Genomic DNA, 12,838 nt, shown 5'->3' on the forward strand with positions numbered 1-12,838 from the left:
GGAAGCCTGTTTAAAGCATATGCCATCATATCAGCTATGCACTCCTCACACTTGCAGACATCATCTCTATCCTTAAGAAGCTTTTCAAGGGTCTCCTTAACAACCCTTTCCATATAATTTCTTGGTATCTTATATTCTGACATCATATAAGTTTACCCCCTTCTCAGAAAGCTTTATTCAGGCTCAACGGGAAGATTAGCCCAATCTATGCCTCTGTAGGATCCCGTCCTTTCCTCAGAGCTATTATTCCACCAATAGCAACGAGAATCCAGTGGGAAGCATACCCAGTTATACTTAGAGTCATCATCATTTTCAGGATGAGCGCTGATATTCGTGGATTCACCACTTTCAGGCTGATAATTCTCAGTATTTGAATACGAGTTGCAACCATATATCTCCCCAGACCATTTTATTCCCACTTCCTTATGTTTAACGCTATTAACATGATCGAGCAAAATATCTCCTCCTAAAATGTAGACACCGTAATCGCTCTTCGGTTTCCACTCGCCCGCACTAAGGAAACCACCGTTAAGGTATATGTTTTTTAACAATCCGCTCAAAGCCTCGATTCTGACTCCATAGCCATATATAAAATCTCCGCTAAGCCTTACAAAGATATCCTTGACGACAAAATCACTCCCTGACAAGGTCAAAAAGGCACTTCCCATAAGGTTAGACGCTATATTAAAGCCGATTCCATAAAGAAGGATCCCTCTACCGGAAGCTAAAATCGCACTGGATGCACTTATTTGGGTATAATAGGGTCCCCACATGGCGAGAAAACCTAAACCATCGTTTAACAAAGAAAGCGACTCCCCAAGAGAGTATTCTCCCTGACCAAGCACCAAGCTTTCCCCATCTTTTAAAGCTCCTGAAAGCTCAGACAGGTCACTTCCAGAGAGGATTTCCATCTCATTCTCAAGCCTCATGGATTTACTTGCGACTCCTTTAAAAGCTCTGACATATGGATAGAGCCCTATCCTTAGACCTATATCTCCTCCGTCCGAGCCACTCTCGATAAATGGGTTATTCTTCGAAAAAATTAGCCTGTAAGATAAAGTATTAAATACCGACTTTATGACTCTACCATCTCCATCCTCGTAGAAATTATCTTCCTGAGATGGATCGACGGAAAAGTTGTACTCCCAATCAGTGCTTTCCCCCCACAATAAATTGTTTTTAACATCAACGCTTGAATCCTCTAAGCTAACCCAAACGCCATTAAGGTCAAAGCTCTCGCTAAAGCTCGGTTTACCCGCTGAATCAGCTACTATCTTTCTATACTTATGATCAAACACATCATTATAAACGTGAACCTCCGAACATCCGTTAAACCTCAGAAAGAGAACTTTCCCCATCCCCCCATAGATTCTCTTAAAAACGCAGTCGGTTATATCCAAGGAGGTAGAATTCCTAAAGCTCATAAATGCTTTCTCTTCACTTCCCTCCTTTCCACCACTTATGCCAAAGTAAAAACCGCTAATCTTTATCTCATATGATTCACTGAAACTCAAAATTCCATCATCCGATGAAGCCTCCTCCCAAACTATTGGCGAAAAGACAAACAAAGGTGTAAATATAGCACCCCATGCAGATAACATTTGAAAATGCTTTATACCAGTAAGCTCATGTTTCCTTCTAAGATACCAGAACCCTCTTCCAAAGACAGCTATGGCTGATCCATCTGGATTAGCAGAATAGTAGTTGGAAATTTCATCAAACAGAGAGTCCACATCGTGAAGATATTTGACGCTATAGCTGTCTCCACTCCTAAGAAGCAGTGCTATTTCTCCTCCCTTAGGAACCGGAATTGTACCTTCCCAATAGGACGAGGTTAAACCTATGCCTTTTTCATCGAGAGGTGAATTTTCATCGGGAACATAAGAATCCCAGTGTCTAAACCATTCTATTGCTTTACTTTCATGAACTGTAAGGCTATAATAGCTCCTAAACCTTGGATCTTCCTTAACAGGATTCACAAGATCAGCGGTCCCGATCACATCAGAATCGTTATTCCAAAAAAGACAGTTTTCAGCCTCAAAGCTTCCGCTTCCTATAAAGCCGACATGCCATATTCCAACGTTGTGATTAATTATCGCGCTATCTTTAACGGTAGCGTTAAATTGAGAAAACCATCCAGCCAGCTTAACCACATGAATTCCCATACTCGTAGCAGGCCACCAACCGCTTTCGTAATCGAGGTAGTTGCCTCCGTCAAGAATACAGCTCTCCATAGTAAGCTCCGAGCTCCCTTCCCATGGCATCAGGAAAAGTACACCTGATAGCAAGCTTCCTTCATATCTAACGAGATCCCTATTCTTAACGATACAATTTCTCATTGTCAATGAAGCATTTGTGCCATTAACGAGTACCGCTGAGGACTCAAGGTGCTTGACCCATCCCCAAAGGGATCCCTCCATCTCGGATCTATCTATTGGAGGAGATAGCCAAACTCCTTCTAACGTTAAACCAGCGTCCTGATTAACCAAAATGGTGGTTCGATAAGGCGAGGGTTTGACTTTCGTCTTCAATGGAACTATTCCCTCGATTTTAACCCAATGGGGACCCCACCCGAGAGCGCTTCTTAAGGTTATATTTCTTTCCATAATCTCCACACCGCAATAAACCCTCTTGAAATAAGACGTTTTACTCTTCCCCTTAAAGCTAATCTCCTTTTCACTCAACGGTACCATATAGACCCCAGGACCCAATATAACCGTCGAATTATCGTAGGAAGAATCAGCATTTATCAGATCAAAAGCCTTTTTCAAAGCGGGGCCTCCCCTATAGCCATACTTGCTCAATATGTTTACCGTAGAACCATCGCTTTTTCTTATGATCACCTCTCCAACTCCCACAAGCTCTGCGCTTATCCCCCCACTTGTCTTTTTTAAGCAGAGCGCAACAGGAAAGCGAGAAGCCTCCTTATCCCCCTCGAAGATGACCCCCTCTGAATAGAAATAAACCTTATCTGATTCTTCGCAAATCTTAACGTTCTCAACACGCATTGAAACCCCACCAACGGATGCCAACTCATGATCTGATATATAAGGAGACCAGCTAATGGAAAGGGAGGTAGCATCTTTACCATAGTACCATACGGGATTGGTTAGCGAAATCCCATTATTATCAGACTTATACTTAGCAATTGCTTCACCTATACCAGCCTCTGCAGTAAAGAAGCTCTGAGCTCCTCTAAGGTCAGATCTTGATAAAACTTCCTGCGCATTTGAAAGAAAGTAAAACCCAACTCCTACTATACCGAAAACTGCCATTATAATCAGAGCTAAGCTCAGCGCAGCAAACCCTCTCCTCATCACTAAACACCTCTTTTACCTTCTCAGGTATATAATAGTCGAAACCTCAAAGATCTTCCCTTTTCTATAACTCTTTCCCTCCGCTCCACCGGGGCCACTGAGCTTAAGATATATGTATACGCCCTTATTAGGCATATTAGTTTCCCCATAAAGAGAGGCATTCCCTGGAAGAAAACCAATCTTAAACTCTTCCACGCTGACCCAGTAAGGATCTCCCTCACCATCATAACCATCCGTTAAAGGCGTTGGTGAAGAACCATTTTTACATCTGCCAAGTATATACACATTTTCACCATCAGGTAACTTCTTGCCAGGATAGCAACCAAAGCAAACTACCGTAGCACCACTTGAAGTGATCTCAAGAATATCATGATTTTCGTCAGATATCAGGGTAGAGCAGGAAACCGTGGCTGATACCGTAATTCCCTCCGAAACCATTTCATTCCTTATCGTATCCAAGACTAACCTCGCATTTTGAATCATATCCTCGCGCGATATCCCATGACGATATACCCGAAAACCGCCGAGAAACGTTTGAACTAAAACAAGAGCGATAACTGCTATTATAGCCACGACTACGAGGGTTTCTACAAAGGTAAGGGCCCACCTTCTCACTCGGGCCTCACTCCCACGAGCTCAATGAATCTTTTGGGGCGATCATGCTCCCAAACTCTAACCTTTATCAGAAGCGCACCAGTCGAAGGAGTGGAAAGATCAACCATACAGCAATAGGAAATACCGTTATAAACGTTATTGTGGAACCCAGGAGACAAATATGAAGGTATTCTCGCCAAGTTAGTTTCGCTTCCAGAAAAAACCACTTGGGTTGGAAGTGGTTGTGGAAAATCAGCACCACTAACGCCATAGATGAGTTCATCAAGCTTCCCCTGAGCAAGCTTAAGCATAACGAAACGCGATGAGAGTCGTTCTCCCGAAAGAAGCGCTCCATAGAAAGCAGAGTAGAGGGCAAAAATCCCTATTGTTATCACTACCATTGTTATCAAAAGCTCCACCAAACTTAGCCCCTTTTTCAACTTAAAAGCCTCCAGTACAATTCTATCAAAAAGCTTCCCTTGAGAAAAGTTATACCACTGCCGAGCGCCAAAAATGGGCCAAAGGGCACTCTCTCTCCAAATTTCTTCAGCTTTAATATAAGGAGCATTCCAGCGACTGCGCCTCCCCCAAGAAAAGCGATAGCGATCGAGAGAACCGCTCCTTTCCAACCAAGCCAGAATCCCATAAGTGCCGCTATACCTATATCTCCCTCGCCCATACCCCCATTGGAAATGTAAAAAATCAATGCGATGATTCCAGCCCCATATATCGCTCCCTTAATAGAAAAGAATACCCCACTTAAACCATAATTTTTTAAGTTAAATAAGAGTCCAATCAAAGAACCAAGGTATATCGCTAAATCCATAACCTCCATAGTTTCAAGATCCACAAAAGCGATAAACTCAAGAATAGAAAAGAAGAAACATGAAAATATGAAATCAAAGCTTAATCCAAAGCTAAAATATGATATTAAAAACAGAAAAGCAGTAATAAGTTCTACGATGGGATAGCGAGGTGAAATTCGCGAGCCACAGTATCTACACTTCCCCCTAAGGAAAATATAGCTTAAAATTGGAATAAGATCGTACCAGCGAAGCGCATGACCACACGAGGGGCAAAAGGAAGGAGGATAAACGATGGATAAGCCCCGCGGCAATCTATATATACAAACATTTAAAAAGCTTCCTACCACAGAACCCAGTGTGAAAATGAAAATAGCCATCCATGTATCCGATCTCCATAAATCGATGGGAAAGAAAACCATCTTGCAGGGAGTGAACCTCCTTGTTAAAGAGGGCACAGTTCATGCCCTCGTTGGGTTAAACGGGGCGGGGAAAACAACGACGTTTAAGATACTATTAGGCCTCATGCATCCCGATAAAGGAAAGATAAAGCTTCTTGATAAAGCCCCTGGGAACCCTACTCTAAAGGATAGAATAGGATATCTGCCCGAAAATTTCAATCCCCCGAGAAATCTAACTGGTAGGGAATTGCTGCATTACATCAATATTATCCATGGAAAAAGAAGGAACACAGATGAAATTCTTAAAATGGTAGGCTTGGAAAAAGAGGGGAAAAAGTTAATAAAAGCTTTTTCCAGAGGGATGATCCAAAGATCAGGCATAGCTCAAGCCATGATCCATGACCCAGATCTTCTCATACTTGATGAGCCCTTTTCAGGCCTCGATCCAGCGGGAAGAATTGAACTCAAGGAAATCATGCTCAAACTCAAAAAAAGGGGGAAAACCATTCTTTTCAGCACTCACATACTCCAAGACGTAATCGACATTGGAGACAGCGCATCAATCATTCATAAGGGAAAAATCATTCTGACTGCATCGGTATCTGAACTCAGAGAAGTTCTTTCAGAAAAAGATTTTTTAAAGATGGTGATATCTCATGAAGGAAACGATAATGCTAACGTTAATAACGGTTAAGGAAGGGATAAGGAGCAAAACCATACAGTCTTCATTTATTGCTATAGCGTTCCTAACGCTATTCTCGGCATTTCTGAGCGTTCTCTCGCTCGACGAGCCGACAAGAACCTTCGGGATTTTCGCCGTATTCTTCATAAAGCTCATCTCGTTACTCTCGATGCTCTTTCTATCCCTCTACAGCATTTATAGCGATAGAGAGAGGGGAACGCTTCAGGTTTACATCTCGCATTTAAAGAGCAGAGGTTCGTATCTTAGGGGGAGAATATTAGGATTTCTGCTACTTTATGCGGGATATATCATCGCCTCTCTCATTCTTGCCTCCGCTGTAGCCATCGCATTTAAAATATCGAATTTATCCCTTCTAAGCAAGCTTCTGGTAAGCTTTCCTTCTATATTTTTAACATTTGTTCCTCTTATATCGATATCCTGTCTTTTCTACGTTTTGCTTCCTTCCTCGCTTCTCATAAACTTCGCACTTTGCTTAGGGATCTATTTGGCGGGAAACTTGACTACAGATGCCTACATATTTATCTCAGAGCTTAAAGCTCCTTTTCTAATGAGATTGGTAAGCAAAGTAGTTTACTACCTGCTTCCAAACTTCACACTGATAAAAAGTCATGAGCTTTTCTCATCGGTAGCTTACGCTATAAGCTACTCATGTGCCGTGCTAATGCTGGCAGAATCAATTTTCGAAAGGAGCGAAATTACATGAAGACCAAAATTGCAATAGGAATTCTATTTCTGACACTGTCCTTTTTTATATCAGAAAAAACAATTATAAAGTGCAAAACTATCAAGAGATTAACAGCCCCACCAAAGGGAGTAGAGAAACTATACGAGATCGCTTTCACATTTGAAAGAAAAGCGGCTTCACAATATCTCTTTATAAAAGCAATTTTGCACTACATGGAGAACTCTAATGTACCCTATAAAACGTTAGCTGAGATGTTGGTTTCAGCTTTCAGGCTCGATCCCAGATCGGAAGAGATACCTTCATTCACCGCAAATAACCTCACGCTTAGCAAAGAGGGATCGAGGACAGCCTCAAGGGCTCTTCGTAAAATGGCACTCTATCGTGAAGACTGGAGAATATGGGCTCAAATAGGCTTTATAAAGCTGTTTTATCTTGATGAACCCATTCAAGCTGAAAGGTGCATCAGAGTAGCGCTGAAATATCCAGGGGCATGTGAGTATCTGAGGGGACTTTTGATCCTTGCATTTTACAGAGGTAAAAAATACGAAGCAGGAATGAAATACATTCTCAATGAGTTAAAAAAGTGCAGGGACGAGAGAAAAAGATTCCTGCTTAAGAAAAAGCTGCTTTGGCTCACGCGATTAAATAACCTTGAAAAAGCAGTTAACCGCTTCCTTCGCTCTGAGGGGCGCTTTCCCTCATCCCTGCAGGAATTAGTCCAAAAGGGTTATATAGGAAAAATCCCCAGAGATCCCTGGGGAAAAGGATTCTACTGGGATGCCCAGGAACGAAGGGTCAAATCCCGACTATAGATATCCCCCCTGGGGGTACAGCGAGAATGCTCTTAAGCTCTGGCTTTTCCTCAAGCTCTTTCTTGAACTCCTCAGCCCTTAGAGGATTCACATAATTGGGATTCTCAAAAGAGTATTTAAACTTCGTGTGAATATCATACCTTCCCTCAAGTATAGCAACCACGTCCTCTACGAAAACGAGCTCTTCATCCGTTGGGATAACGAATATCTTAACTTGAGAATCGTCCGAATGTATAAAAGTCTCAGCGTTTCTCGTCCTCGAAAGGGCATTCTTAGAGGGATCATATTTTATTCCCCAGAACTCTAATCCTTCGAGAACCCCTCCCCTAACCTCCGGTGACATCTCGCCGACGCCCGCCGTAAAGACTATGGCATCAATCTCGCCGAGAGCGAAAGAGTAAGCCCCTATATATTTTTTCAATCTATAACATTCTATTTCGAAAGCCAGCTTAGCCCTCTCATCTCCAGAATTCATCGCAGAAATGATATCTCTTCTATCTATATACTTGCCAGTTATACCTAAAAGCCCGCTCTTCTTGTTAAGAAGCTTGTTCATCTCCTCCGGAGATAAATTTTCCTTCTCCATTATGTAAAGATCTATAGCAGCATCGTGATCGCCAGCTCTTGTCCCCATAACGAGTCCCTCAAGCGGGGTAAAACCCATGCTTGTATCGAATGAAATCCCCTTTTTAACCGCATTTGCGCTAACACCATTTCCTATGTGAAGTGAAACTATATTTGTCTCAAAAGGATCTTTCCCAAGAAGAACAGCAGCCCTCTTGGCAACATAAAGAAGGGATGTACCATGAAAACCATATCTTCTAACGCCATATTTCTCATACCACTCGTAAGGAAGAGCATAAATATAAGAGCTCGGCGGCATCGTTTGATGCCAGGCGGTATCCATAACTGCCACATGAGGAACTTCCGGAAGAAGCTCCTTAGCCGCCTCTATCCCCATTATATTTGGAGGATTGTGAAGAGGAGCGAGATCAGAAAGCCTCCTAAAGGTACGCATCGCCTCATCGTCTATGAGCACTGATCTTGCAAATTCCTCACCTCCATGAACCACTCTGTGGCCTACGGCATTAATCTTTCTAATATCTTCCACAACGCCATACTCCGAATGAAGAAGAAGATCAATTATGAGCTTTATCGCTTCCCTGTGATCCGGACACTCATGCTCCACTCTCACGCTATCTTTACCGTGCGGAGAGTGAACGCAGAAAGATCCCCCCACGGTAACCCGCTCAACTATACCTCTTACGAGGGGGAACTTCCGATTCCAATCATAAAGCATGTATTTAACGGACGAGCTTCCACAATTTAGCGTTAAAATGTACATAAAAGATCACCTCCTTAAGGCAATTATAACATAATCTTAGGGATCCCCAAGCATCTTTTTAACATCATCAAGCTTAAGTAGATCTGGATTCAAACCAACTGCCTTTCTAATATACCAGATTCCCTTCTCCCTCTCACCCGTTTGGATATAAAGCTTACCGAGGTTAAGATAAGCCTTAGCGTAATTTTTCCTAAGCGATATCGCCTTTAGTAAGGCCACCTCTGCCTCCTTAAACTTTCGCTTCTCCCTAAGAAGCACACCAAGGTTATGCCAAGCCCGGGCAAAATCGGGTTTAAGCTTAATGAGATATCTGTAAACCCTTTCAGCTTCCCTCATCCTCCCCGCCCTGAGATAAAGATTAGCGAGATTATAGATAGCATTCCAGTCGGTTTCTACATCGAGAAAACTCCTCCAATAAAGCATAGCTTTCTTAAAATCTCCAAGGTACGAATAAAACCTCGCTACGAAAAATATCGCTCTCGGCTCAAGAGGATCCAATCTATAGGCAAGCAGAGCTTCGTTCAAAAGTTTCTCAGCCTTAGCCTTACCTCCTCTTAATTTAAGCGTTTCGATCGTAATCTTGGCACACAAATACTGAGAGGCGAACGATCTTAATGAGTATGAAAAAGAAAACGCAGAGATAAAGATCACCAGCAGAGAAAATGCCCTTATAATGGATTTTCTCACCGAAAAAGTACTGAACTTGGGTTCTAAGGGATCGGAGAGACCAAATACGTGAGCCATCATTAGAATGAGATAAAAGCCATTTGCTGGTAGATGAAAGGGAAAGCTAAATAAAGCATGTATCAATCCTCCAGTAATTCCGCAGGATAGCGCAATGATCTTAAGCTTATTCACACCAAAGGGCTTTCCAATTAGATTCCATATTCGTCTATAAAGGTTCATAAGAAAAAGGAGAAAGAAAAGAAAGGCTGGTGTTCCCATCTCAGCCCATATCTGGAGATACTCGTTATGAGCCCTTTTAGCATTAAGAGGATACTCATCCGCTTTTAAAACCCCTGCCTGGTAAAGCAGATAGTTATAGCCAAATCTTCCAAGCCCCACCCCTCTGAGTGGATGAGTTCCTATAATATTTAGAGTCGCACGCCAGATGAGAACTCTTCCTGAGGTAGCGCTATACGGATTCTCGAATAGCTTGACCGTTCTCGAGAGATGAGCCAAGCCGTAAAACCTCGCAGTGCTTATTGGATTGGGAAAGGAATATATCACCGTTAAAAGAAGCATAAAAAGGAGAAGGAGACCTACTCTTCTTTTTCTCTTAAGCAGAAAGAGCCCCACCTTTCCCCTCCGCAGTAGAAGAAGGGTCAAACAGGAAGCAACTAATAGCCCAGTTAAAGCGCCACGACTTTGCATCATATAGAGGCTAACCCAAGAAATCAGAAGCGTTATCGAGTAAAAGATGAGCTTACTATGGGATTTCTCTTTCAAGAAAGGATAAAACGCCAGAGGGAAGAGGAGTATCTCCATGTCAGATGCGAAGTTTCTATGGCCAAGCGTTGAGAATATAGAGGATGGCCCTCCCCCTTTTGCACGTACGATGAAATATATTCCGTAGTATTGCATAAAAGCATATAGGGAAACAATAAAGAGCACGATCGTTGAGATCTTACCCAGAATAGAAAAAGCCTCGCGCTCCGATTCTCTAACCTCGTATCTCCAGAAGTAAAAAATTACATAATAGGTAAAGAAAAACGCTCCCATTCTGAGACTCATGAGAACGTTGTCAGAAGCAGTCAGAGAAACCAGCGTCCAGACAAAAAAAACAATTAAAAGAAGGTCTTCCTTCCAGAGGGAAATCTTTTCAGGAGGGGATCTAAAAAGATCGAAAAAATAAAGGATAGCGAGTAGCGAAACGCCAGCGCACAGCGTTATATATTTGATACCATCGCAATAATATGTCCATCTGGAGTAAGCTAAAGGAAGCGAAACGAGTAGAAAGATCCATATCAACCTTTTCATAGCTTAAAACCCCTCACGTTCCACCTCTTTACCAAGGCTCCCCAGAGAAGATCCGTCTCAGAAACCTTGACCTCACAAGCAGAGAAGAAACTCATGAGCGAGAAAAGAAGAGCGCCTCCGTGAGGGAATATGTAGGCTCTACCGGGATCAAACGGAAGAAGCAATTCTAACTCTCTCAAGGTAAGTTCTTTTAGCTCTCTGAGCTTTTCGTAAAGCCATAGTATATCTATGGTTTCACCGTGGACAGCTTTGATATCATATGAGGTAGCTTTCTTCCTCAAGAGTACGAGAGCAGATAGCGTACCCCCAATTCCCACAAAATTATCTATTCCTTGTGTCAATCGTCTAAGGTCTGAAGCTTCTTCCCTCCAGAAGGCCTCGAGAAAACAACATGCTTCATCGAGTTCCCTTCCAAATCTCTCCCTTATCTTCAACGCACCTATAGGAAAACTCCTTAAGATAAGATCCTCCTCCTTCTTCAAAGCTATCTCTGTGCTACCCCCTCCTATATCGAAAAGGAGATAGCTCCCTTCAATACCAATTCCCACTTCTACACCAAGAAGGTTCAGCAAGGCTTCTTCCTCACCACTGAGGAGATCCACAGACAATCCGCTCTCCTTCCTAAGGATTTTTAGAAAAAACCTACCATTCTTTGCCTCCCTTACCGCACTCGTAGCAAATCCATAGATTTCCCTAACCTCATAGCGTTTAAAAGCATCAAGTAGAGACTTGACCCCCTGAAGGGTTCTATAAATCGCCTCATCGGATAGCTTTCCACTCTTGGAAAGCCCTTCACCAAGTCTGGTAGTTATAATATCTCCTCTCATATATCTAAACTCTTTTCCTTCTTGAATCTCTCCTAAGAGCCCTCTTACGCTGTTGCTACCTATGTCTACTACACCTACCTTCAATATCTAACCCCCCGATATGATATAATTTCCAACATGAGAGATATACTCAACCTAAGTTACCCCGAGCTAATAAAGATATTAACCGAAAAGGGAGAAGAAAGCTACAGGGCATCTCAAATTTTCTCATGGATATATAAAAAGGGGACTTTTGAATTTAACGATATGACTGACCTGAGCAAAAAGCTCAGAGAGGAACTTAAGACGCAATTTAAACTTCAGCCCTTGAGAGTCATAGAGAGAAGAGTTTCAAAAGATGGAACAATAAAATATCTTCTTGGTCTACAAGACTCTCTATGCATCGAAAGCGTCATTATTCCCCATCCAAATAGAACAACCTACTGTATATCAACACAGGTGGGCTGTCCAGTAGGATGTCTTTTCTGCGCTACAGGTATGGCAGGTTTTAAGAGAAATCTTTCCTGTGGAGAGATCGTTAATCAGGTTCTTACATTGAGAATGGATTCAGGAAAATCCCCGAACAGGATAGTTTATATGGGTATGGGAGAACCATTTTTAAACTACGAAGAAACCATAAGAAGCCTACAGATTTTGACACATCCTGCTGGAATGAGCACGAGCACACGGAATATAACCGTTTCGACCGTGGGAATAGTTCCTAAAATCCGAGCTTTTGCTCACATTCATGGGGCATATAGATTAGCCCTTTCCCTTCACTCCGCTCGGCAAAGAAAAAGAGAGAAACTAATACCCATAGCTAAAAAATACAGGCTTTCAGATATAAAGCGAGCCCTAATCGCCTTTCAGAAAGAGAAGAAGAAAAGAATTACTATCGAATATGTAATGCTTAAGGGCTTTAACATCTCGAGGGAAGATGCTCTTTCCCTGCGGAATTTCGCTAAAGGTCTTAAGGTCTTTGTAAACCTTATACCCTTTAACCCTATTCCAGGATCTCCTTTCCGAAAACCTTCCCCTGGAGAGATATCCCGTTTCCATCAAATGCTCCTCGAGCTTGGAATAAACGCGGAGGTAAGAAGAGAAAAGGGAAGTGATATAGAAGCAGCATGCGGTCAGCTAAGAAGATATCTCCTTGAGAATCTCACGCAAAAGGCTTAAAGCCTTTTCTCGCTCCTCAAATAAATCAGAATGTTCTTTCCATTTATCCGGAGCATCATCAAATCGGTTATCACTATATCCATGCTATTCTCCTTCAGGAAATCAAGAGCTTTGATAAAATCTGAAAAACGAAAAAGTCAGAAGAGAATAGCTAAATTTGCCTCTTCTTATCATTCCCTCCATCAGCTTTAAATTAAATATTTGATCATCAAT

Annotated in this window: 12 protein-coding genes; 4 read left to right on the top strand and 8 right to left on the bottom strand. The window is 42.2% G+C overall.

Annotated features, from left to right (window positions below):
* The 5 genes from J7M13_01305 to J7M13_01325 form a co-directional block, all read right to left on the bottom strand.
* The coding region (locus J7M13_01305) for a late competence development ComFB family protein (GenBank protein MCD6362631.1) at positions 1-146 on the bottom strand (146 nt) is incomplete at its 3' end.
* A 27-nt stretch (positions 147-173) separates the two neighbouring features.
* Entirely contained in the window at positions 174-3,317 is a 3,144-nt protein-coding gene (locus J7M13_01310; protein MCD6362632.1) for a pilus assembly PilX N-terminal domain-containing protein, read from the bottom strand.
* 15 nt (positions 3,318-3,332) lie between these two features.
* Positions 3,333-3,932 (bottom strand): hypothetical protein, encoded by a 600-nt coding sequence (locus tag J7M13_01315; GenBank protein MCD6362633.1) that lies wholly within the window; start codon positions 3,930-3,932, stop codon positions 3,333-3,335.
* A complete protein-coding gene (locus tag J7M13_01320) occupies positions 3,929-4,351 on the bottom strand; it encodes a prepilin-type N-terminal cleavage/methylation domain-containing protein (GenBank protein MCD6362634.1) in 423 nt (140 codons plus the stop codon). Before J7M13_01320 ends, J7M13_01315 begins: the two co-directional genes overlap by 4 nt.
* Positions 4,348-5,136 (bottom strand): prepilin peptidase, encoded by a 789-nt coding sequence (locus tag J7M13_01325; GenBank protein ID MCD6362635.1) that lies wholly within the window; start codon positions 5,134-5,136, stop codon positions 4,348-4,350. The genes J7M13_01320 and J7M13_01325 overlap by 4 nt, the downstream gene beginning before the upstream one ends.
* A 10-nt stretch (positions 5,137-5,146) precedes the next feature.
* On the opposite strand from J7M13_01325, the gene J7M13_01330 reads away from it, so the two are divergent.
* From J7M13_01330 to J7M13_01340, 3 genes are read left to right on the top strand one after another with little or no spacing between them, the layout of a single operon-like run.
* A complete protein-coding gene (locus J7M13_01330) occupies positions 5,147-5,809 on the top strand; it encodes an ABC transporter ATP-binding protein (GenBank protein ID MCD6362636.1) in 663 nt (220 codons plus the stop codon).
* Positions 5,772-6,521 (top strand): hypothetical protein, encoded by a 750-nt coding sequence (locus J7M13_01335; GenBank protein ID MCD6362637.1) that lies wholly within the window; start codon positions 5,772-5,774, stop codon positions 6,519-6,521. The genes J7M13_01330 and J7M13_01335 overlap by 38 nt, the downstream gene beginning before the upstream one ends.
* Complete coding sequence (locus J7M13_01340; protein ID MCD6362638.1) at positions 6,518-7,315, top strand: hypothetical protein; 798 nt, start codon at positions 6,518-6,520, stop codon at positions 7,313-7,315. Before J7M13_01335 ends, J7M13_01340 begins: the two co-directional genes overlap by 4 nt.
* On the opposite strand, the gene J7M13_01345 is transcribed toward J7M13_01340, so the two are convergent.
* Genes J7M13_01345 through J7M13_01355 form a run of 3 tightly spaced genes read right to left on the bottom strand, consistent with a single transcriptional unit; the run spans position 7,299 to position 11,551 of the window.
* Positions 7,299-8,660, bottom strand: a complete 1,362-nt coding sequence (locus J7M13_01345) for an acetate kinase (protein ID MCD6362639.1) — start codon at positions 8,658-8,660, stop codon at positions 7,299-7,301. The genes J7M13_01340 and J7M13_01345 overlap by 17 nt on opposite strands.
* A gap of 36 nt (positions 8,661-8,696) precedes the next feature.
* Positions 8,697-10,640, bottom strand: a complete 1,944-nt coding sequence (locus J7M13_01350) for an O-antigen ligase family protein (GenBank protein MCD6362640.1) — start codon at positions 10,638-10,640, stop codon at positions 8,697-8,699.
* Entirely contained in the window at positions 10,637-11,551 is a 915-nt protein-coding gene (locus tag J7M13_01355) for a hypothetical protein (protein ID MCD6362641.1), read from the bottom strand. Before J7M13_01355 ends, J7M13_01350 begins: the two co-directional genes overlap by 4 nt.
* A 33-nt stretch (positions 11,552-11,584) precedes the next feature.
* Here J7M13_01355 and rlmN point away from each other — a divergent pair, with 33 nt between their 5' ends.
* Positions 11,585-12,625 carry a 23S rRNA (adenine(2503)-C(2))-methyltransferase RlmN gene (gene rlmN, locus J7M13_01360; protein ID MCD6362642.1) on the top strand — a complete coding sequence of 347 codons (1,041 nt, stop codon included), beginning with the start codon at positions 11,585-11,587 and terminating at the stop codon, positions 12,623-12,625.
* Positions 12,626-12,838 lie beyond the last annotated feature (213 nt).

Source organism: Synergistota bacterium, assembly GCA_021159885.1.
GTDB lineage: Bacteria > Synergistota > GBS-1 > GBS-1 > GBS-1 > AUK310.

Bases quoted from the DNA above. Each gene is read 5' to 3' on its own strand.
- J7M13_01310 (MCD6362632.1), bottom strand. From the start codon at position 3,317: ATGAGGAGAGGGTTTGCTGCGCTGAGCTTAGCTCTGATTATAATGGCA.
- J7M13_01335 (MCD6362637.1), top strand. From the start codon at position 5,772: ATGAAGGAAACGATAATGCTAACGTTAATAACGGTTAAGGAAGGGATA.
- rlmN (MCD6362642.1), top strand. From the start codon at position 11,585: ATGAGAGATATACTCAACCTAAGTTACCCCGAGCTAATAAAGATATTA.
- J7M13_01350 (MCD6362640.1), bottom strand. From the start codon at position 10,640: ATGAAAAGGTTGATATGGATCTTTCTACTCGTTTCGCTTCCTTTAGCT.
- J7M13_01340 (MCD6362638.1), top strand. From the start codon at position 6,518: ATGAAGACCAAAATTGCAATAGGAATTCTATTTCTGACACTGTCCTTT.
- J7M13_01345 (MCD6362639.1), bottom strand. From the start codon at position 8,660: ATGTACATTTTAACGCTAAATTGTGGAAGCTCGTCCGTTAAATACATG.
- J7M13_01325 (MCD6362635.1), bottom strand. From the start codon at position 5,136: ATGGTTTTCTTTCCCATCGATTTATGGAGATCGGATACATGGATGGCT.